Origin of the sequence: Paenibacillus sp. FSL M7-0134, assembly GCF_038007865.1 — a bacterium.
Classification (GTDB): Bacteria; Bacillota; Bacilli; order Paenibacillales; family Paenibacillaceae; genus Paenibacillus; species Paenibacillus polymyxa_B.
Map to the genome: position 1 here is coordinate 2,442,890 of NZ_JBBOXV010000002.1, position 21,827 is coordinate 2,464,716.

The following is a 21,827-nucleotide window of genomic DNA, read 5'->3' on the forward strand; positions in this document are numbered from 1 at the left end:
CCACTCTATTTGTATAGGCTTGGTTGCACAATTTTTGGTACTTCGCGAATAATTTTTTCTTTCATTTGCGATATAAAAGTTTTCATTTTCATCGACCAAGCTTTTCGTCATTCATTGGAAGGTGCCCTGATCAGCAGCATCTTTCCAATGAACGACGGATCTCTACATAAAAAGGTGTCCAGCGACCTTAGAGATCGTCGGACACCTTTTGCAGTTCTTACGTTCCTAGATTCAACCTTGCGCTACGAAACGATTAACTTCTTCCAACGACGGCAAGGCTGCAATCGCTCCAACTTTAGTGCACACGATGGCGCCAACTTGATTGGCAAGTGTCACAAATTCCTGCTGCTGCTTCGCGTTAGAGGTAAATGCCTTAGGCTGACTCAACTGGCTGATTTGATACAGCATTGCTCCGACAAAGGCATCTCCGGCACCAGTAGAGTCGATCAATTTGACAGCAATGCTGCCGACTAACGAACGGGAGGCACCACTTGAGATGAGGGTTCCTTCTTTCCCCAAGGTAACTGCCACCGTCTTGGCTCCCAACCCATGCAAAAGTTCCAATGAAGCATCGCGGTCAGCCAGCCCTGTAATGATGTTTAATTCCTCTTCGCTTACCTTTACCAAATCCGCATTGTGTATTCCTCTTCTGGACAGTGTGATAAATTCCTCCTGCCTGTCTTTCCAGAGGTCCCCCCGGTAATTGGGATCAAAGGAGGTGAATTGCCCATTGGCCTTCGCTCCATCTAATAAAGACAAATACGCTTCTCGGAAAGGATCGGCGAGCAAGGCCGTTGCCGAGCCAAAATGCAGAATGGCAGCCTGCCGGGTCCATTCTCTATCAATGTCCTGCAGAGACAGTTGACGGTCAGCTCCGCGGTTGAACACGAAATCCCGTTCGCCGTTAGCCGCAAGGGAAACAAAGGCCAGTGTAGTCGGCGTTGCCGGATCAAAAAGGAGCATGGACGTATCCACATGCTGCTCATCCAGAGTTTGCTTCAGGTACATGCCAAAGGGATCAGCCCCGACTTTCCCCAAGAATGACGCTTTTCCTCCGAGTTTGGCTACGGCTGCGCTTACATTTGCGGGAGCGCCGCCGGCCTGCTTGGAGAAATACTGACCCTTGGCAAGATTAACATCAATATCCGTGCAGAAAAAATCAATGAGCAGCTCGCCCACACAAAGAACCGTTCTGTCATTTTTCACTTTGATTCACCTCTTGGTAGATTTAGTTTAGAACAGGGGTCGAGTCCCGGTATACGATATCCGTTGCAACATGAGTCACTCGGTATGGCATGGTATTGTCTTTGATTCTGGACAATAACATTTCGGCTGAAATAATACCCATCTGACTACTATAAATATGCACGGTTGTAAGATGAGGCTCGACAACCCGGGATTCCGAAGCATCATCGAACCCGCAGACAGCAACATCTTCCGGAACTTTAATCCCTTTGTTTTTCAAAGATTTGATCACGCTGATGGCAATGAAATCATTGGCACAAATAAAGACGGAGGGACACTCCCTCAGGGCATCCAACTGCTGTTCCATCCAGTTCTCCTCTATAAAGAAGTTGCGGTCAGGCGCTACAATGCTATGAGCAGGATCTACGGCGATTCCTGCTTCAGCTAAGGCCTTATTAAATCCGGTCCAGCGTTCATTGAAGCTTTTGCAGTGATTGTAATCGCCTACAAAACCGAAGCTTTCATAGCCATGATTAATTAATTTCCGGGTAACACAGTATGTGCTGCGTTCATTTTCCATTAATACCAGATCCGCCTTCAATTCTGGATACATCATATCCGCAGCGCAATCAATAAAAATGGTTGGGATGCAAAGATCTGTGATCATCTTGCTGTATTCCTTGCTGAACATTTCGATGCAGAAGATGCCAGCCACATTCGAAGGTTCGAAATTGCCGGGCAGGGTCATCGAATTGATATCGTTCTCACGGACAAAGTAAATGGATAATGTATAGCCCTGGTTGCTGATTTCCTTCTCCAGCCCGCTGATCAGTAGCGATCCAAAGTGTGAACTATTGGGAAGATTACAGGTCAAAAGTGCGATATTGCCCTGTTTTTCAGAGGCTGTTTCCATATAAGAAAATTGTTTGTATTTAAGCTCCACTGCCTTTTTGATCACCTTGTCCCTCGTTACGGCAGGAATATTCTCTACTCCATTAAGCGCCTTGGATGCAGTGTTTCTAGAAATCCCCAAGGCATCAGCGATATCTTGTATCGTAACCTTTGACTTTCTCGTCATTTTGTTCACCTTATTCTCCGAATTAAGATTCTCCATATTTCTAAATATATAGTATTTTCATGTTTTTAACAATGAATTTATTCAAATGAACAATAAAAATTTACATTTGTTTATTTATATCGTGTGTTTTTGATGTATTTTTGCTAAAAACATTATAATTATCTTGAAATATGCTTTTTGAATGAATTTATCCACCCGAAATATATTGACTAATTAAATATACATCTGCTAAATTGTAAGAGTAAAAAGTGTTCAAATGTAAATTGTAAACCCATTCATTTTGGGGATGTGTAAAATTATAGTTCTGTTGGAGGTGTGGATATTACAAGCAAGTATTTGAAAACATCTTGGTGAATTATGTCAGAGAGGTGACATAACATGGCTTATATTTTGTGTCGTATAACAAGCCGTGAACAGTAGGAGGGAAAACATTGGGGAATTCGATCGTTCAAAAAAGGGGACTAAAGGCTTCAGAAACAAAAAAAAGAAACCATTGGTTAAGCTACATGGTTCGAAATTATATATTGTATTTGTTTCTGCTTCCGTCCATAATTCTTACCGTCATTTTCAAGTATATTCCCATGTACGGCTCGATCATTGCGTTTAAAAATTTCAGCCCAAGAAAAGGAATCATGGGCAGCGAATGGGTTGGATTTGAACATTTTCAGCGCTTTCTTTCATCACCAAATTTTTATGACATTTTAATGAATACGCTTAAATTAAGCGCTTACGGTCTTATTCTCGGTTTCCCAGTACCGATTATTCTGGCCTTAATGCTAAATCTGATCAGAGGAGCGAAGCTCAAGAAGAATATTCAGCTTATTGTATACGCACCTAACTTCATCTCGGTTGTTGTTGTTGCCGGTATGCTGTTTGTTTTTCTATCGCCAGCTGGAATAGTGAACGCTTTGGTAACAACCTTCACCGGCAAGCCGATTTCTTTTATGACTGATCCCGCCTATTTCCGAACGGTATATATTTTGTCCGGTATATGGCAAACAGCGGGCTGGTCCTCTATCATTTATGTGGCCACCTTAGCCAATGTGGACCCGCAGTTGCATGACGCTGCAACAATTGATGGCGCTTCATTGATGAAGAGAATCTTCCACATTGATCTGCCAGCTCTTAAACCCGTCATGGCCGTCCTGTTCATTCTCGCTGCAGGAGGTATTATGTCGATCGGCTATGAAAAGGCTTACCTGATGCAGACGGCTCTGAACACACCAACCTCGGAAATCATCGCAACTTACGTATACAAGGTGGGGTTGCAATCCGGCGATTATGCTTATTCTACGGCAATCGGGTTGTTCAATTCCGTAATTAATGTATTCCTGTTGATTTTCGTAAATACCGTCGTCAAGAAGCTGAACGAAGGAGAAGGGCTGTATTAAAGAAGGAGGTATTTATGGATATTCATTACACCGGGAAGGACCGGATTCTGCTCATCATCAATTATATTCTACTTGGTTTGTTTGTTCTCGCTATTCTGTTACCGCTGGTCTATGTGGTGCTTTCGTCCTTTTTAACTCCAAATACCCTGATTACCAAAGGGTTTGCCATTACATCATCAGACTGGACACTCACGGGATATGCCAAAATCCTAAGCAACAGTGCCATGATCCGCGGTTTTTTTAATGCTATTTTTTATTCAGCAGCCTTTGCGTTCGCAACCGTATTATTTTCCGTCTTCGCGGCTTATCCGCTTGCGATTGAAGAGTTGGTAGGGAAACGGTCCATTATGATCTTTTTCCTGATAACGATGTTTTTCGGTGGGGGTCTGATTCCTACCTATCTGGTGATTAAGGATTTAGGCATGTTGAATACGGTCTGGGCCATTATTCTGCCCGGCTCGATCAGCGTATTCAATATTATTCTGGCAAAGACTTATTTCCAGGGACTTCCGAAAGAGCTGTTCCAGGCGGCGAGTATAGACGGAGCTTCCGAGCTCAGTATTTTCTTTAAAATCGTTCTGCCGCTTTCCAAGCCTATTATTTTTGTTCTAGCTTTATACGCTTTTGTCGGACAGTGGAATTCTTATTTCGACGCCATGATTTATTTGGATGATCCGAAGCTGTTTCCGCTTCAACTGGTACTGCGCTCCATTTTGATACAGAATCAGGTTCAGCCCGGCATGATTGCCGATGCGATGGCACAAGCGGAGCTTAAGAAATTGTCTGAAATGATTAAGTACTCTGCCATTGTCATATCAAGTTTGCCTTTGATTGTCATGTATCCATTCTTCCAGAAGTATTTCGAAAAGGGTGTCATGGTAGGTTCGATCAAATAAAAAACCGGGGGTATAGAGATGAAAAAAACATTACTAACATTGTCTGTGTTGGTACTTTCTACTTCACTGCTTGCCGGATGTGGCGGTTCAGGCAATAATTCCGCGGCATCCGAAGATTACAAGCTGGAAAATGTTACTCTGCCGCTTAAAGAGAAAGTTACTTTGCATTTTATGACTCAAAGCTCGCCGCTGGCACCTTCCGATCCAAATGAAAAGTTGATTTATAAAAGACTGGAAGAAAAAACAAGGGTGCATATCGATTTTACCAACTTCACCTCCGATTCCTTCATTGAAAAAAGAAACCTGGCTGTTGCCAGTGGAGATCTTCCAGATGCCATACTGGATGCCGGCTATTCCGACTATGATTTGTTGAACCTCGGACAGGATGGAACCATTATCCCTCTGGAGGATTTGATTAATAAATACATGCCGAATCTACAGAAGGTATTGAAGGAAGCACCTGAGTACAAATCCATGATAACTGCACAGGACGGGCATATTTATGCTTTTCCTTGGATTGAAGAGCTGGGGGCCGGGAAGGAGAGCATTCATTCTGTAAACGACATGCCATGGATCAATGTGGAGTGGCTGAAAAAGCTGGGACTTAAAATGCCAAAAACCACCGAGGATTTAAAAAAAGTTCTGCTCGCATTTAAAAATGACGACCCTAACGGAAATGGCCAGGCGGATGAAATCCCGCTGTCCTTTATACTCAATAACGGCAATGAGGACCTGAATTTTCTGTTTGGATCATTCGGTCTTGGGGACAACGGCGATCATACTGTAGTGACCAATGAGGGGAAAGTGGTCTTCACTGCCGATCAGGACGGTTATAAAGAGGGAATCAAATACCTTAATGAGCTGTATAAGCTGAACCTGATTGACGAAGAGTCATTCGAGCAGGATTACAATACGTATCTGGCCAAAGGACAGAATGAAAAATATGGTCTCTATTTTCAATGGGATAAGGCGAACATTTCAGGAGACAACGATAAATATGAATTGATGAATCCGCTCGCGGGGCCAAGCGGTGAAGTCAATGTGACCCGCACGAACAATCTCGGCTTTGACCGGGGGAGAATGGTGATTACCAGTGACAACAAAAATCTTGAGCTTACAGCAAAATGGATTGACCAACTGTATGAACCCATCCAGTCCGTACAGGACAACTGGGGCACCTACGGCGACAAAACTCAGCAGAACATTTTTGAATACGATGAAGCGAGTCATATGCTGAAGCATCTTCCGCTTAAGGGAACTGCGCCAGTCGAGCTGCGTCAAAAAACGAATATCGGTGGTCCATTGGCAATTCTTGACGAATATTACGGAAAAGTAACGACCAAGCCCGACGATGCAGTGGGGAGGCTCGAGCTCATAAAGAAAAGACTCGTTCCTTATATGAAGGCTGACCATAATTTCCCGAAAGTCTTCTTCTCGCTGGAGGATCAGAAGCAGATCTCCACACTGGAAACCGATTTGTTTGCTTACGTTAACCGCAAACGGGCAGAATGGATCAAAACAGGCAAAGTGGAAGAAGAATGGGCGGAATATAAGGCCGAGCTGTCCAGACTGGGACTAGACAAATGGCTGGAAATCAAGCAGAAAGGCTACGACCGATATCTTAAAGATCAAGGCTGAAATATATAAAAGGTGGTTGGGCTGTTAAACACCTTATCAACAATCAATAGGAGAGTGGATACCATTAAAGACATGTTCCTAACGGGCGACAGTAGCAGCAGAAAAGGATCACGAAACAGTTATTATAGGGAGACATACAGGCCTCAATTCCACTATTCACCTGAGAAAAATTGGATGAACGATCCAAACGGCTTGGTTTACTATGAAGGAGAGTACCACCTGTTCTACCAGCATACGCCCCATGATACGCAGCCTGACTTTGGCCGCATGCATTGGGGGCATGCGGTAAGCAAGGATCTAATACATTGGGACGAACTCTCACCGGCAATTCCGCCTGGAGAGGACGGAGCGATCTTCTCGGGAAGTGCGGTGGTGGATAAGAACAATACAAGCGGATTTTTCAACGAAGAAGGATCAGGATTGGTTGCAATTTATACGAATGAGGGCAACAGGGCTCAGCCCGGCAAGCCGCAGGTGCAAAGCATTGCTTACAGCAGGGATAAAGGTCGAACCTGGACAAAATATGAAGGTAACCCGGTTTTATTCCCAATGGAAACGCTAGACTTTCGTGATCCGAAGGTGTTTTGGCATGATGAATCGTCGATGTGGATAATGGTCCTTGCCGTAAGAGAACGTGTAGAATTTTACACATCTCCAAACCTGAAAGAATGGTCTTTTGCAAGCGAATTCGGTTCTGACATTCCGCATATCCACCGAGGGATATTTGAATGTCCTGATATATTTCAAATCCAAGTGGATGAGGATCCTAATACCACGAAGTGGATTCTGATGCTAAGTGTCGGGGATAGAAATGGTGTGAATCCAGATGATCCGGAACCACCGGCAGGTGGTTCTGGCATGATGTATTTCATAGGCAACTTTGACGGTAAGGCATTTGCTCTGGATGGAACGTTGGAATCTTTCGATACTATTAAATGGGTAGACTACGGATCAGACTTTTACGCGGCCGTGACCTGGAATGGGATTCCAAACGAGGACGGTCGAAAGATTTGGGTCGGCTGGATGAACAATTGGCGTTATGGTACCACGCTACCTTCAGAGGAATGGCGTGGCAAGATGTCAATTCCCCGTGAGCTACAGCTTAGGACTTATCCGGAGGGACTTCACTTAATCCAAGCACCCATAAGTGAATTAAGTCAGCTAAGAAAACCAATTTTGTCTCTGCAAGACTTGACGATTAAGCCAGGTATGAACGTGTTGTCTGATTTCTCTGCTGCAAAGGCAGAAATTATTGCAGAATTTGAAATCAGCACTGCCGTGGAATTCGGGTTTAAAGTGCGGAAGTCTTCTAATCAGGAGACGATCATTGGATATAATATCTCGAATGGGGACTTGTTCGTCGATCGGACGAAGTCGAGCGCCATTGATTTTCATTCCGATTTCACAGCAATACACAAGGCCCCTATGAAGCCAGAGCATGGACGGGTACAACTGAGTATTTACGTGGATTGGTCAAGTGTCGAGGTCTTCGGAAATCATGGAGAAACAATCATTTCAGACATGATTTTCCCGGACTTGGAAAGCAGGGGGCTGGAACTCTATGCCATTGGCGGAGAACTAAAGGTCGTATCGCTTCAAATCAATGATCTAGTAAGCATTTGGGGAAATGAGAATGTCTAGACGTTAACTATTGATATTATTCAAATTTTAATTATCTCACGACGGAACTCGTTAAGCATTGGCTTGATTCGACGAAGTGGTTACAGCCCGGTTGCGTGCATCCGTATCTGAAACTTGGTCCTCAAAACCAATTAAAGTAACATTTTTCTGCCTGGACACGTAACACCCGGTCGGCTCACAACCGTATCGGGTGTTTTCATATCCTTGGAAAGTTAGCAGAACTCGAAAGACGACCACGGAGCAATCTCATTAAAAGTGAATAAGGGCGATTGCTCTGCAGTGGTGAAAGGCGTAAGAATCTGTCCGTGCATGCCCTGGTCAATTATCCTCAATTATAATTTCCATAAGAGAGAGAAGATTATAATTGATGGTCTTGAGTTCTTTGAACTTAATAAGAGATACGATATGTTAGAAATCAAGTTTTCATTTCTTGAATATACTCTAGCTGATAGAACGGGAAAGAAAAAGAACGATATTTAGAAGTGATTTCGAGTGTATCAAATGAAGATCAAACATGGAAATTAATAAAACATGATTTTATAAGGTTATATGTTTATAGGATATGGGGTGGCAATACAGTCTCCCAAGTTAGAATAATTCGCCACGTTTAAAATCCCCATTACTGCAAGTTGAAAATGCATCTCATCCATAAGGCTGCTTAGGAAATGGCTTAGCAGTTAATACAGATAATTAACCCTTCCGTATGACCTAGCTCAGGCAAATTGTGCTCCAATATGTGTTATTCCATATCTATTACCTCTATTAGGTAGTATCACCTAAATAAGAGATATTAATTTCTAAGTAGTGTTAGTAGAGCATGTTTTTATGTTTAGATTTTCTAAGAGCAGTATTGGTGATTTGAAGGAGATAAATTAATAGGTTTTCTAATTTAAAAGTGACTTTTCAAGGGGGATAACAGCTTGGGAAGAGATGCTGTACGCAATTAAATAATGGTCAAGAAACATCCAGACAGATTAGACTTATTTTAAATTTATATACTATATACTATATACTATATACAGTATACAAAATATATATAAACACATTATATAGGGTATTTAGGAACGTATTTTTTATTTTGCAATTGGCTTTTACTATAAATCGGACTAAGCTTGAAATAAAAAAGGGCTTATAGCTATGTTTTTTATAGTCTATCTATAAAGAAGAGTTAAACTTGGGGAAACTAACAGAAAGTAACAGACAATTGCATAGTGTTGGAAAAATTTAAACACCTTCAAGATAATACCCTATTTATGAGAGAGATCGGGAATAATCTTGGAGGTGTTGTAGATTAATCACACTGATTCGCTATATATAAAATTTCTCTGAGTGGAAGTACCGCCAAGTAAGGGCTGTGGGAAAGCATCCCTGGCCATACTCGTGATGCCTCGCTCGAACTAACTATGACTTTCAGAGGATGATATTAAGAGTGGTAAAGGTTAGTAGAAAAATCTGGCGTTGGCGTAATCCTCGCCAGGTGGCATGGAAAGTTGCAACATATGGTTCATATGGTTTGTAGGACGCCTATTAATTGTCTCTTACTTGTCTGAGAAGTCTTATTTTAGCTAAAAAAATCATGTCCGTAGTAAGTGCAGCACAACAAAAATGTTGATGGCTACACAGCCTTACATTGAATTTGATAATTGACGTTCATTTGAGCAAAATGTTAGAATCACATACAATTCAGACAAGCGTAGTGATCAATGGAGACTTGTCTTTTTTTGATGCTTTTTGAACATTGGGGGGATATTCATGTTGATTTCAAGAGTGATCAACAATAATGTGATCACGGCGATGAATGAAGACAACAAGGAATTGGTGATTATGGGTTTAGGGATTGCTTTTCAAAAGAAAAAAGGCGACACCGTTGATAAGTCCAAAATTGAAAAAGTATTTAGCCTTGAGAATAAGGAACTTACCGATAGACTAAAGACGTTATTAAACAAAATATCGTTGGAGGTTATGTCGCTTACAGAAGATATTATTAACTATGCTATGCAGAAAACGAATCGAAAACTGAATGAAAGCATATATATTTCGCTTCCCGATCATATTAATTTTACAATCGAACGTCATCAACAAGGGATAGATATTCATAATGCACTCCTTTGGGAAATAAAACGATTCTATAGATTGGAATTTGGAATCGGCATGGAAGCTCTGTCCATAATTAAAGAGCGTCTTGGTGTGGAACTCCCTGAAGATGAGGCTGGCTTTATTGCCCTCCATATCGTTAATGCTCAAATGAACGAAAATGTACCTGAAGCGGCAAATATCACAAGATTAATTAAGGAAATCCTAAACATTGTTCAATATACATTCAGAATTGATTTGGATGAAGAATCGCTTAACTATTTCAGATTCGTAACTCATCTCAAATTTTTTTCCCAGCGGATGTTTAATAAAATTATGACGGAAAGTAAAGATGAGGAATTGCTAAATATTGTGAAAGAAAAGTATAAGCCATCTTATGAATGTGCCTGGAAAATCAAAGAATACATCAAGCTAAGCTATGATTATCTCTTAAACAAGGACGAATTACTCTATTTGACGATCCATATTGAAAGAGTGGTCAACAGGAGTTGAGATCTTTACACCTGATGTAAGCGTTGACAGATTCCAAAGTACGTGCTAAATTATGTTCATATTCACAAACTGAATAATTCTTTAGGATAAGTAGGATTGTAACTGCTTCGAGCAGGCAAGACCTAAATTCTAACGAACTTACGACTACCGCGGGGCGTAAGTTGGTTGAATTTGGGTCTTTTTTTGTTTCCGTTTTTCATTAAAATCCCGGGAGGATCAGCATGAGCAATCAGAAAATTGCACGAGAAATACTGCCTTTATTAGGTGGAGAAGAAAACGTAAAAGATGTAACTCACTGTGTAACTCGATTGCGTCTTACCCTTAAAGACAATGAGAAAGCAGACAAAGCTGGTATTCAGGCTATACAGGGTGTTATGGGAGCGACAGTCAATGGGGGGCAATTTCAAATTATTGTTGGGGATAAGGTATCCGATGTTCACAGCGAATTTATAAAATTACTGGGTAACCGTCAAGTTGCGGATGATAGTAGTTCTGCATCAGGTTCGAAAGGCTTCAAAGGGATTCTCAATTCCTTCTTTAATGTCATCTCAAGTATTTTTGCTCCAATCATTCCAGCAATCATCGGGGCGGGATTACTTAAAGGGATTATCACATTACTCTCATCTTTTGAACTCGTATCTTTGGAAAGTAGCACATATAAGTTGCTATCTGTATTCGCTGATGCGGCTTTTTATTTCTTGCCTGTCCTTCTTGCTTTTAGTACGGCGAAAAAGTTTAATGCTAACCAATATGTCGCTGGGGCGATTGCGGGTGTTTTGATTCATCCTAACTTAGGTGCTCTTTTGAACGGTGAATCACCTGTCACCCTACTTGGCATCCCGATTACTTCAGTCATATACGCATCGTCTGTATTACCCATTATTCTGGGCGTGTGGTTTATGTCTTATGTGGAAAAGATTTTAAAACGTATCATTCCTAAGGTTCTTCAGTCTATCTTTTTGCCACTGCTTACATTGTTGATTGTTTCTTCTATCATTCTTATTGCGCTTGGACCTGCTGGTACACTCATAGGAAATGGAATCGCCGTCGGATTTATTTCACTATACATGAACTATGGATGGCTAGCGGGGCTTCTTCTCGGAGGATTTTATCCGCTGATTGTCATCACAGGTATGCATTACGGGTTCTTGCCAGTCATGTTCCAATCCCTTTCTAAGTATGGTGTTGACTTTATAATGGGGATTGCAGTTGCAGCCAATTCGGGTCAGGCAGGGGCGACTCTTGCGGTATATTTGAAAACCAAAAACAAAGAATTCAAGGCTGTAGCTGGAACAGCAGCACTGAATGCCATTATCGGGATTACCGAACCTGCTCTTTACGGTGTAACCGTTAAGTTAAAAAAACCGTTGATCGCAGCTGCTATTGCTGGAGGCCTGGGCAGTGCAGTAATGGGATGGTTTAAAGTTGGTGCCACGGGAATTGGTACCGGGCCGATTGCAGGGTTACCATTTTTCTTCGGTTCCACATTCCTGTATTTCTTGATCGGCTGTGCAGTTAGTTTTGTTGTTGGTTTTGTTCTGACACTCATTATTGGATTCGAAGATATTCCAGAGAGAAAAGAAGCTGTAGCCGTCTCTTCGAATAATACAATTACAGGGACGATAGAGAGTGATCCTAGAGCACCCGTAACGGTACAATTTAATAATCTAGATCGTGTTCAACCTATTCTTAGTCCTATTCATGGAGAAGTGGTAGAACTCTCGCAAGTCAGTGATCCTGCCTTTGCAGCTGGTATGATGGGCAAAGGAATTGCAATTAGACCCACTACAGGAAGAGCGGTGTCACCTGTGAAAGGTACGGTCGCGACTGTTTTCAAGAAGAAACACGCCATTGTTGTTGTGGCTGACAGTGGAGCAGAAATATTGATTCATATTGGCATAGATACCGTTAAACTGAATGGTCAACATTTTGAGACTCACGTTGAAGTAGGTCAACATGTTGAGGCTGGCGATCTGTTGGTTGAGTTCGACATAGAACAGATTAAAAAAGCTGGCTATGACACGGTAACTCCTATTATTGTAGCTAATTATAATGACTATGTCGATGTTAATGCAGAATCAATCGGAAGTATTGATGAAAAAGATCCTTTAATGAAGGTAATCGGATAAAGAAAATTTGGAGGGTGAAAAACAATGGATTTTACAAAAAAATCGGTGAATGAAATTAAAACGTCGGGGGATTTATTCCCCCCTGACTTTCTCTGGGGCGGAGCCGTGGCTGCGAATCAGATCGAAGGTGCATATCTGGAGGATGGTAAGGGATTATCTGTCTCAGATGTGTTGTCGGACGGAATATTCGGTCAGATCCTGGATAAGCCTGATGGTGAATATCTCAAACACCAGGCCATTGATTTTTACCATCGTTACCCCGAGGATATCGCATTGTTCGCAGAAATGGGGTTCCGAACACTAAGAACTTCTATAGCGTGGACCCGGATTTTTCCGAATGGAGATGAAGCCATTCCTAACGAAGCAGGTCTGGAATTTTATGATCGGTTATTTGATGAACTGCTCAAATACGGAATTCAACCATTAGTTACACTTTCTCATTATGAAATGCCTCTTGGACTCGTCCATAAGTACGGTGGCTGGTCTAATCGAGAAGTGATTACTCTTTTTGAACGTTTTTCGAGAGTTGTTTTCGATCGGTATGGGGACAAAGTAAAGTATTGGCTGACATTCAACGAAATTAATATGATGCTTCATGGTCCTTTTATTGCAGGAGGAATTTATCCTGATCAGGCAACTGAGCAAGTAACTTATCAGGCTATCCATCACCAATTCGTTGCAAGTGCTTTAGCAGTGAAGGCTTGTCATGAAATTATTCCCGATGCTCAGATCGGGTGCATGATAGCGGGTGGCCCAATGTATCCTCTTACACCTAAACCAGAGGATGTGTTGGAAGCCATGCGTAAAGACAGGGAGAATTTCTTCTTTGCAGATGTGCAAGTCAAAGGTAAATATCCTGGGTATATACTGCGTTATTTCAGAGAATCCAATATTGATCTCGATATCACAGAAGAGGATCTGAAGACACTTAAACACACGGTCGATTTCATTTCTTTTAGCTATTACATGAGTTACTGTGCAACGACAGATCCTGAACTTAATGAGCAATCCAGAGGCAATATTATGAGCGCGGTTAAAAATCCGTACCTTTCAGCTTCCGAGTGGGGTTGGTCAATCGATCCAAAGGGATTGCGCTACACGTTAAATCAGTTCTATGACAGATATGAAAAACCTTTGTTTATTGTCGAGAATGGCCTAGGCGCAATAGATGTCCCGAATGAGAAGGGGATTGTTGAGGATTCCTATCGGATTGATTATATCCGCGAGCATCTTGTGCAAGTCGCAGAAGCGATTCAAGATGGAGTCGAGGTCATGGGATACACTAGTTGGGGATGCATAGACATCGTAAGCAACTCCACCGGAGAGATGCGTAAACGTTATGGCTTCATTTATGTCGATCGTCACGATGATTTATCGGGAACTTTTGAGAGAACACGAAAGAAGAGTTTCAATTGGTACAAAGAAGTCATCGCTACCAATGGAAAAATCATTACAGAGTAGAGGTAAAACAGCCGAAACATGTTCCATAACGAATGGAGGTGTTTCGGCTGTTTCAAATTTAATGTTATGAACATGAATTTAGAGGACTTGCCGAGGGATAACAGGCAAACTAATCATGGTCTCAGTATCTATAAATTTTAGTGTATCTTCATCCACTAACAAACCTTGCGGCGAAACCCAAGCTGCCTCTGCTACGGCTGCATTTTCGAAGATGTATAACGAAACAGCATCATAGGGTGCTTCGTCGGGGACGTAGGCTCCATCTCCCTTCCCCGGTTTTCGAGTAGGATGCTGCCGATAAGAAATAAGCCCCGGAAGCTTGGTAGCAAGAGGTCCATGAGTGAATTCATAATGATAGCGAAACTCTTCAAGTGACATCCCTGGTTTTCTTCGGAACACAAACATGATGCTATGTCCTTTTTCAGGATATACATTTAACTCTTTTATACTTTCCATTATGGTTTAGCCTCCTCGAGTTAGTTTATTTAACATATTGTTATTATAGCAATGGAAATGAACATCCTAATAGTGTCTTAATCTAGATTTTCATGGTGTAAATCAAGTATTGTTTGGAATGTGTACTGTTTCACGGTATGTTTTATTCCATAAAATCTATTCGTATACTTCGAGCATAAAAGGGGGAAGGAGCTCATGAGTGTTCTTCTTATACAAATAGACGAGAATGATTTCATGGAAGTGAAGGAGCTGATCACAAAGAATTACGCAGGAGCTAAAGTCATTACTGTGAATCAGTTGCATGGGGATACGGATTGGCTTCTAAGTATGACAGAAATACCTGATCTTTTGGATAGACTTATCAATACAGCTGGGGAACCTGCGGTGCAACGCGTTTTACATTATATAAACTGTCACTTTAGAAGATCATTAACGTTGGAGGAGGTATCTTCTGAAGTCCATTTGAATCCAGTCTATTTCAGTCAGTGGTTTAAGCAGAAGACCGATTGTGGGTTTAAAGAATACATTACACATATTAGACTTCAGGAGGTACGACACTGGCTGCTAAATAGCGATCACACCATCAACTGGATCGCTGAGTATGTGGGGTATCAGGATACAGCACATCTATCTAAACTATTCCGCAAACATTTTGGTTTGGCTCCAGGGATGTATAGACAAAAGATAAGAAATGAACGCCAAGCATCAAGATAGTCCATTTTCAAAAAAGTATTTGAGGAAAAGGGTCGCCAAGCTCAGGATTCGGCATGGGTCCTCTAACATATTTCATTAAGCATATAGGTGTTCAAGGAAAATAAAGTATTCTTTGGGGGTCTAATTAAGAAGAAGGACGATTAGTAACTATGCAGAATTGTGATACCTCATTTTTCATACTCGTTGAGAACATCGTGTAATACATGATGTTCTCAAATAACTTGTTTTCGCTAATCTTTAAGTTAAAGAACGGGTTATCTCGCTTATGAAGGGTACACCTGATTCCTTTTAAACAATCCCCATACCTGTTCGGCCATGTATTTCGGTGAATGTGGCATGTTATTTATAATCCACCATTCGATTACCCCAATGAATGCAAAGGCCATAAAGTGTGTGATCAATAGCTTGTCATACCCCTTATTAAGGTCCTCCATATTGACTTGGTCTTTTATGTTCCCCGTCACGATCTCTAACATATGCTCCCGAAATGCAGGGATTCCTTTATTCGAAAGCATGGAAGCGAAAAACGTATGGTTCTGCTCAAAGTATTGAAAAACAGGTAACAAAGAATGAATAAAATCAACCTTTTCCTGATTTGGATCGGTTGAGATGCAAACGGAGATCATTCTGCTCAAATGCTCATCGATGCATTGGTTAAGAAGATCGTATTTATCGGTGTAGTGAAAATAAATGGTTCCCCTGTTAACATTCGCTCGATCCGCAATCTCATTAATAGTTATTTCTTCAAAATCCTTCTCCGAGATCAAACCTATAAATGCATTAAATATGGCTGCCTTTGTTTTTAGGATTCTACGATCGATTTTAACTCCCATAATGTATAGCCTCCAGAAGATATTTAACAAATTATTCGAATCCGTTGAATATAAAACAAAAATCACTTTTTTAGCGATTGAAGAAATCAACATAATCCATATAATAATAACCAACGGACGTTATATATTCAACAAAAGTTCGATAAAGTTTTGCTGTAACCTAAATGTTCATTGGGTCAAAAGAGCAATCTAACAATAAAATATCGAGGTGATCGACTAATGAACATAACGCTTTTTGGTGGTAGTGGTGCAATTGGAAAAATTTTGACTGAGGTAGCAATTCAAAACGGGGATAACGTTACCCTTTATGCTAGAAATGCGGGGAAAATTGGACAGAAACATGAGAAGCTAAATGTTGTCGAGGGTCAATTATCTAATCAAGACTTGGTGGAACAAGCACTGTCGAATGCCGATGTCATCATTAGCACATTGGGACCCGCACTTGATACGTCCAGAAAATTAAAAGGTACCCCTGTTGCGGATGGTCATGAGGTTATTGTAAATGCGATGAGAAAGTTAAATAAGAAACGACTCATTACACTTGCTACTCCAACCTTGAAATCTGATAAGGATCGGAATTCGATTGCCACAATTGTACCGGGAATTATGGCCAAGGTGATGTTTCCGAATGGTTATTACGAAATGAAAAAGCTTGAGGAAATCATCAAGCGATCTTCTTTAGACTGGACAGTAGTTCGGATTATTAATCCAAATGTAAGGCATAAGGAAAACGTTCATTATGCTTACTCGCTAGGCGATCAGCCAGCCAAAATGGGGGTATCCCGAGAAAATATCGCTAAATTTATGTATCATGCAGCTTCCGAGCCATCCTTAATTCATCAAATGCCGATTGTATACAACAGTTGAGAAAGGATTCGATCTGTTTATCAAGTGAAGGGAGAGGAACGAAATGAAAGTAGAGATTTGGTCGGATATTGGCTGCCCATTTTGTTATATCGGAAAACAGCGTTTCGAGGACGGGCTGGGGCTGTTTGCATCCAAAGATAAAGTGAATGTGGAGTACCGGAGCTTCCAGCTAGATCCTTATGCCGAGAAATACCCAGCTTACGATGTACACGACTTGTATGTTTCAAAGCATGGTGGCAGCAGAGAAGAAGCCAAGGCCATGCATAAACAATTTGCCCAACAAGCGAAGGGTGATGGAGTGGATTTTCAATTTGACCGAATAATCCCTACTCATTCGCTCGATGCGCATCGATTGATCAAGTTTGCGGGTACCTATGGCAAGAGTGCGGAAGTGTTGGAGCTTCTGTATAAAGCATATTTCACAGATTCCAAGCATATCGGCGACGCGGGCACACTGGCTGACATAGCGGCGGAAGCCGGTATGGATCGCGAGAAAACGCTCAACGTGCTGGAAAGCACGCAATATGTGGATGAAGTTCGTGCAGATGGGCGTGAAGCAAGCAGCCTTGGAGCTACAGGTGTACCTTTCTTTGTCATCAACCGCAAATATGCGATTTCAGGCGCACAATCAAGTGAAGTGTTTCTGGAGGCGCTGCAAAAAGTATGGGACGAGGAACATCCGCTGATGACGTTAGATACGACTCTAAACCAAGAATCAGGCAATGTTTGCGAGGATGGTTATTGTACGCCAAAAAACAGCTGACGGAGGCGCCATTAAAGTAATCGTAAAACAGCGGCAGTCTAGGACTTTATTTTCTCGTCCATAGCTACCGCTGTTTCTTTTATTGGAGCTCTTTGGGTTTTAATGCTTGGCGAATCAGTTGATTGAATTGACTCATATGGTGATCAAAACTGAAATGTTCGTCAGTGGCTGTACGTGCAATAAGGCCGTCAATCAGCGCATACAACCAGAGAGAAAGGGTCTCCACATCATATTCTGGATCTACTTGTTTTTCATGAATAGCACTTGTAAGCAGATTTTTGAATGATTCACGCATGATGATATCACTTTGATTGAAGACATGTCGCACGCCCTTATTGCGTGAAGCTTCAGCCAAAATTTCGATCCATAATCTCTGGTCCATAGGATATACGGGATTACTGACACAACTAGTTATAATCGTCAGAATCTGTCCGAGAGGATCTTTTTCGGTTTCTTTAAATTCCATTTTGGCCAAGGCATGGCGCTGTTCTTCTTCCACCAGTGCAATAATAAATGCATCTTTACTTGGAAAGTGGCGGTACAGATTCCCTGCACTCATTCCTGCTTCTTTTGCAATTTCGACAATGCCTGTTTTGTGAAATCCATTGCGTGAAAAACATCGAACAGCAGCCTCGATGAGCAAGCGTCTGCTATCGTCTTTTTGTTTCATTCGTTTCGATTTAGGCGGTTCAGAGTTATTCATTGTACTTCAAATGTACAGGGATACCTTCTTGGCTCTTATCCCTGCAACCTCCTTGTTTCGCGAAATAATGTACATCCATCATACCATGTACATTACCATAGTCTGCATTTGGATTAAAGTGTATTAAAGACTGGACGCTCTTTATTATCTATATCTCCAAGCAGAGGTAAACGAGACAACATGTTCGCCAAGAAATAAGAGTCCCAAGGGAAATGTTCAGTGATCCCTAGACCGACTACATCATAGGATTTGGCTACATCTTGCAAAACTCGGATAATGGTTTCCATACTTGATCCTTGTGGGAAGCTCTTGGTGTATTCTTCGTATGTTCCCGGATAAGCAACCAGAAGAGAACGGAATTCTTTCATATCCAGAACATCCAGATCAAAATGAATAATAATCTTGGACGGTTTTTTCTCAGCTAGCCATTGGAGCACTTTAGAACTATCCTGCTTAATTTCATCGGGACCTACAATATCTAATTTCATATTTTTCATGGGCTCTGAGTGAAGAGCATCGATCATGTCGTTCAATCCTACATATAGGATTTGTTCAGGTTTAAAAAGATGGGGCACCTCTGCAACAAATTCCTGATCACCTACCCCAAGCAAATTGGCAAGAACATGAGCATGATGATTTTCAAAGTCTTCAGGGATCGAGACATCAGGGTGAGCATCTACCCATAACAGAGCAACATCTCCATCATATTTCTCATTCAAATAAGAAAAAGGAGCAAGTTCTACACTGCAATCCCCTCCAAGGACAACGATACGTTCAGGGTTATGTTTATGAATTAGACTTTTGGCTGATCTAGCTTGTTGCAATACGGTACTTTTGGCAATTATACCTTGTTCTTTTTCTACATTAGGGTTCAGATCGACGGGTACTTCTTCAAAAGGACCATTAGACTTGGGAGCAAGCCAGTTTAACAAGTGAGCTCCCAGAACGTAAGGAGGGTTGTTCCCTCCTTGCCATTGAGGGAATAACAAACGCAGTGTACGGCTTGTATCCATTTCATTCATAAGATATTTCTCCTTTTATTTAAGTTAGTGATCGTTCATTCACTGAAAATGATACAAGATTACTTTTTATATTGCAAACCCTAAATAACAGGGAATGCCTATTTGAAATTATGCTGATTATACAATGACAATCATTGAGCTTATAAAAGGCAGGCGTTGATGACGGCCATTGCACAGAATGTGAAGAAAATGGCCCGACACCTACATGTCTTTTGTGGCTTAGAAATAGGCTTTCTCAACTTAAAAATTATTCCACATTGGTTGATGATTTTTTGTGACGTTTAATGGGTGAACCAGAGTTATCTTTAATAAATTTTCCACTAAACAGCTTTGTGAAAAATATCTTTCATGATACAGTGGAAAAACGGTGTAGTTTTACCGCCGCCATTTATTTGAAAAGTGGAATTAAATGGAATTATGTACGATAATAAGTAAGCATTTTAAAAACTTTCTTGAATTAAACTGAGGTGCTCAATGAATCGAATTTTACTGGTTGAAGATGATGATAATTTGGTGTTCGGTATTGAATATACTTTAACAAGTGAAGGATATGGCGTTGTTCTTGCGGGTAGCTTGGAAGAAGCCAGAAAGGCATTAAAGACAGACGACGTCGATTTAATTTTGTTGGATATAAATTTACCTGATGGTTCAGGGTATGACCTGTGTAGGGAAATCCGTGCATTATCCCAGGTTCCCATCATTTTTTTGACAGCTTTGGATGAGGAGACAAATGTTGTTGCTGGTCTTGATTTGGGAGCAGATGATTATATGACCAAACCGCTCCGTACCAAAGAACTTCTCTCTAGAATGAAAGCCGTATTAAGGCGCAATCATAAGCCCAAGGATGAACCGAATAGATGGATATCCGACGATATTGAAGTTCGAGTTCTAGAAGGAATTGTTCTTAAAAACAATCAGGAACTTTTATTGACGGGGCTGGAATATCGATTGCTATTGATGTTAATGACTCACCCCAAGCAAATTTGCAGCAGAAGTATCATCCTTAACAGTCTGTGGGATATGTCAGGAGAATTCATTGATAACAACACCCTTTCAGTTCATATCAGAAGGTTAAGAGAGAAGATCGAGGATGTTCCTGCAGTACCGAGATACATCATTACCGTTCGAGGAGTCGGATATAAATGGAATGCAGATATTGTAGGGAGATAAACCATGAATGAATTCGTCCGTAATCCAGAGTGGAAGTCTATTACTGTTAAAGCGATCGTATTACAAGTTATGTTAGCGGTAATCATATTCTTTTATATGAGTTATCAAGTCAGTCAGATCAATAAGGCCGTGGTTAATCAAAATGCTGCATTGATTGGTTATGTTTTGAAGCAAGCTCCTCAACTAGAAAATGAAATTATCCACTTTATCACTCAGGGTGCACAAGAAAATGAAATCGTAGAGGGAAAACGCAGCCTGGCTCAATATGCATATAAGGAAGATATGCCCGTAAACGATCAACCTGTACTCTCGGATAACGCCTTACCCATGAAAACGGCGGCTCAGGTTTTGCTTTATAGTATTCCATTACTGCTGTTATTGGGATGGGAATACCGCAAAATATTTAACAAGATTCGAACCATAACCTTTGCAGCGGAGCAAGTTGTTGAACATCAGTTTGATCAACCGCTTCCGGAGAATGATGAAGGAGACTTTGGCGCATTAGGACGAAACTTTAACGCGATGGCCGAAAGGTTACACAACAGTCTTCGGCAACTCCAACAAGAGAAAATGTTTCTACGCAACTTGCTTTCCGATATTTCGCATCAGCTCAAAACGCCACTAGCAATCCTCATCGTTTTTAATGAAAATTTGCTAAATGATCCTCATATGAAAGAAGAAATGAGAACGAAATTTCTGGATCGAGGCCGTCAACAACTAGAGCGAATGGAATGGCTGATTATCAGTTTGCTGAAGCTGGCACGGGTCGAAGCCGGAGCAATAACGTTCCTGATAGAACGCGTTCGAGTAAGAGAAATGATCGATCATGCTGTACATTCGTTGCGAATGTTATCCGAGCAAAGGAAGCAGAAGATTCACATTCATGGTGGAGAAGATATGTATGTTTGGGCGGATGAAGAATGGCTAACAGAAGCCTTGATTAACTTGATTAAAAATGCACTGGAACATACGCCACTAGAGGGAGGAATTGATGTTATTTTAGAAAAAAATTCATTATTCCAGACAGTAATCATTCGAGATCAAGGAGAAGGCATTTCCCCAGAAGATTTGCCTCACATTTTTGAACGATTCTATAGAGGGAGAAGAACGACAAAGCCGCAAAGTCTTGGCATTGGCTTGTCTTTATCCAAGTCCATTATTGAAGAGCAAGGCGGTATGATCACCGTTGTAAGTCAGTTAGGGCTAGGAACAGAATTTAGAGTTTCGTTTAATAAATGGGATAGTGGAGGAAGCTTACAATAACGTAAGCTTCCTCTTCACTTTATTGTAAGCT

The 21,827-nt window shown here is 41.2% G+C and carries 18 protein-coding genes; 12 read left to right on the plus strand and 6 right to left on the minus strand.

Annotated elements, in window-relative coordinates; all coding sequences use genetic code 11:
- Positions 1 to 231 precede the first annotated feature (231 nt).
- Both NSQ58_RS26395 and NSQ58_RS26400 read right to left on the minus strand, forming a co-directional pair.
- Entirely contained in the window at positions 232 to 1,206 is a 975-nt protein-coding gene (locus tag NSQ58_RS26395) for a carbohydrate kinase family protein (protein WP_341058513.1), read from the minus strand.
- A 22-nt stretch (positions 1,207 to 1,228) separates the two neighbouring features.
- Positions 1,229 to 2,263: a LacI family DNA-binding transcriptional regulator gene (locus tag NSQ58_RS26400; protein WP_053325474.1), complete on the minus strand. Its 1,035-nt coding sequence runs from the start codon at positions 2,261 to 2,263 to the stop codon at positions 1,229 to 1,231.
- 506 nt (positions 2,264 to 2,769) lie between these two features.
- Between NSQ58_RS26400 and NSQ58_RS26405 the strand changes: the two genes are divergently transcribed.
- From NSQ58_RS26405 to NSQ58_RS26435, 7 genes are all read left to right on the plus strand, one after another.
- Entirely contained in the window at positions 2,770 to 3,654 is an 885-nt protein-coding gene (locus tag NSQ58_RS26405; RefSeq protein ID WP_245248700.1) for an ABC transporter permease, read from the plus strand.
- A gap of 14 nt (positions 3,655 to 3,668) precedes the next feature.
- Complete coding sequence (locus NSQ58_RS26410) at positions 3,669 to 4,550, plus strand: carbohydrate ABC transporter permease (protein ID WP_013309484.1); 882 nt, start codon at positions 3,669 to 3,671, stop codon at positions 4,548 to 4,550.
- 18 nt (positions 4,551 to 4,568) lie between these two features.
- Positions 4,569 to 6,188, plus strand: a complete 1,620-nt coding sequence (locus NSQ58_RS26415; RefSeq protein WP_341058514.1) for an ABC transporter substrate-binding protein — start codon at positions 4,569 to 4,571, stop codon at positions 6,186 to 6,188.
- Between the two features lie 72 nt (positions 6,189 to 6,260).
- Positions 6,261 to 7,829: a glycoside hydrolase family 32 protein gene (locus NSQ58_RS26420; protein WP_226887818.1), complete on the plus strand. Its 1,569-nt coding sequence runs from the start codon at positions 6,261 to 6,263 to the stop codon at positions 7,827 to 7,829.
- A gap of 1,752 nt (positions 7,830 to 9,581) precedes the next feature.
- Entirely contained in the window at positions 9,582 to 10,415 is an 834-nt protein-coding gene (gene licT, locus NSQ58_RS26425) for a BglG family transcription antiterminator LicT (RefSeq protein ID WP_023988677.1), read from the plus strand.
- 221 nt (positions 10,416 to 10,636) lie between these two features.
- Positions 10,637 to 12,544 carry a beta-glucoside-specific PTS transporter subunit IIABC gene (locus NSQ58_RS26430; RefSeq protein ID WP_341058516.1) on the plus strand — a complete coding sequence of 636 codons (1,908 nt, stop codon included), beginning with the start codon at positions 10,637 to 10,639 and terminating at the stop codon, positions 12,542 to 12,544.
- Between the two features lie 24 nt (positions 12,545 to 12,568).
- On the plus strand, positions 12,569 to 14,005 hold the full coding sequence (locus NSQ58_RS26435; protein WP_048481502.1) for a glycoside hydrolase family 1 protein: 1,437 nt from the start codon (positions 12,569 to 12,571) through the stop codon (positions 14,003 to 14,005).
- Between the two features lie 78 nt (positions 14,006 to 14,083).
- Here NSQ58_RS26435 and NSQ58_RS26440 read toward each other — a convergent pair whose 3' ends face one another.
- Complete coding sequence (locus NSQ58_RS26440; protein WP_025684497.1) at positions 14,084 to 14,461, minus strand: EthD domain-containing protein; 378 nt, start codon at positions 14,459 to 14,461, stop codon at positions 14,084 to 14,086.
- A 195-nt stretch (positions 14,462 to 14,656) separates the two neighbouring features.
- Between NSQ58_RS26440 and NSQ58_RS26445 the strand changes: the two genes are divergently transcribed.
- Positions 14,657 to 15,175: a helix-turn-helix domain-containing protein gene (locus tag NSQ58_RS26445; RefSeq protein WP_053325477.1), complete on the plus strand. Its 519-nt coding sequence runs from the start codon at positions 14,657 to 14,659 to the stop codon at positions 15,173 to 15,175.
- A gap of 263 nt (positions 15,176 to 15,438) precedes the next feature.
- Here the strand turns inward: NSQ58_RS26445 and NSQ58_RS26450 are convergent, their stop codons facing one another.
- A complete protein-coding gene (locus tag NSQ58_RS26450; RefSeq protein ID WP_175405202.1) occupies positions 15,439 to 16,008 on the minus strand; it encodes a TetR/AcrR family transcriptional regulator in 570 nt (189 codons plus the stop codon).
- A 219-nt stretch (positions 16,009 to 16,227) separates the two neighbouring features.
- On the opposite strand from NSQ58_RS26450, the gene NSQ58_RS26455 reads away from it, so the two are divergent.
- Together NSQ58_RS26455 and NSQ58_RS26460 are read left to right on the plus strand one after the other, a co-directional pair.
- A complete protein-coding gene (locus tag NSQ58_RS26455; protein ID WP_023988683.1) occupies positions 16,228 to 16,875 on the plus strand; it encodes an NAD(P)-dependent oxidoreductase in 648 nt (215 codons plus the stop codon).
- A 43-nt stretch (positions 16,876 to 16,918) separates the two neighbouring features.
- Positions 16,919 to 17,638 carry a DsbA family oxidoreductase gene (locus tag NSQ58_RS26460; RefSeq protein WP_053325478.1) on the plus strand — a complete coding sequence of 240 codons (720 nt, stop codon included), beginning with the start codon at positions 16,919 to 16,921 and terminating at the stop codon, positions 17,636 to 17,638.
- A gap of 79 nt (positions 17,639 to 17,717) precedes the next feature.
- Here NSQ58_RS26460 and NSQ58_RS26465 read toward each other — a convergent pair whose 3' ends face one another.
- Both NSQ58_RS26465 and NSQ58_RS26470 read right to left on the minus strand, forming a co-directional pair.
- Positions 17,718 to 18,341 (minus strand): TetR/AcrR family transcriptional regulator, encoded by a 624-nt coding sequence (locus NSQ58_RS26465; protein ID WP_023988685.1) that lies wholly within the window; start codon positions 18,339 to 18,341, stop codon positions 17,718 to 17,720.
- 113 nt (positions 18,342 to 18,454) lie between these two features.
- On the minus strand, positions 18,455 to 19,363 hold the full coding sequence (locus NSQ58_RS26470; protein WP_034095032.1) for an arginase family protein: 909 nt from the start codon (positions 19,361 to 19,363) through the stop codon (positions 18,455 to 18,457).
- Positions 19,364 to 19,837: 474 nt separating this feature from the next.
- On the opposite strand from NSQ58_RS26470, the gene NSQ58_RS26475 reads away from it, so the two are divergent.
- Entirely contained in the window at positions 19,838 to 20,533 is a 696-nt protein-coding gene (locus NSQ58_RS26475; protein WP_023988687.1) for a response regulator transcription factor, read from the plus strand.
- A gap of 3 nt (positions 20,534 to 20,536) precedes the next feature.
- The gene (locus tag NSQ58_RS26480) at positions 20,537 to 21,796 is read left to right on the plus strand and encodes a HAMP domain-containing sensor histidine kinase (RefSeq protein WP_023988688.1); all 1,260 of its coding nucleotides are present in this window, start codon (positions 20,537 to 20,539) and stop codon (positions 21,794 to 21,796) included.
- Positions 21,797 to 21,827: the final 31 nt, after the last annotated feature.